Below are 217 nucleotides of genomic sequence, written 5' to 3'. Positions count from 1 at the left end.
CCCGGCGCGCGGGACGCGCCCCAGCTCGGCGGCGAGCAGCCCGCCCAGGGTCTCGTACGGTCCTTCGGGCAGTACGGGGCCGAGCCCCGCGAGCCGGTCGAGGCGCAGCGAGCCCTCGGCGGCCCACACCACGCGCACGTCCTCGCTCCCGGCCCGTACGAGCGCGGGCCGCGCACGGGCGTCGTGCTCGTCGCGCACCTCGCCGACGACCTCCTCG

General features: G+C 79.7%; 1 protein-coding gene. It reads right to left on the bottom strand.

The annotated features are described in order from the left end of the window. A partial coding sequence (locus tag G3I42_RS20565; protein ID WP_275405272.1) for a transporter associated domain-containing protein occupies positions 1–217 on the bottom strand: 217 nt, incomplete at both ends.

Origin of the sequence: Streptomyces sp. SID11385 (assembly GCF_010548245.1) — a bacterium.
Taxonomy (GTDB): domain Bacteria; phylum Actinomycetota; class Actinomycetes; order Streptomycetales; family Streptomycetaceae; genus Streptomyces.
Note: the sequence above shows the minus strand (reverse complement) of the source record. Positions and strands in the feature narration are given on the sequence as shown.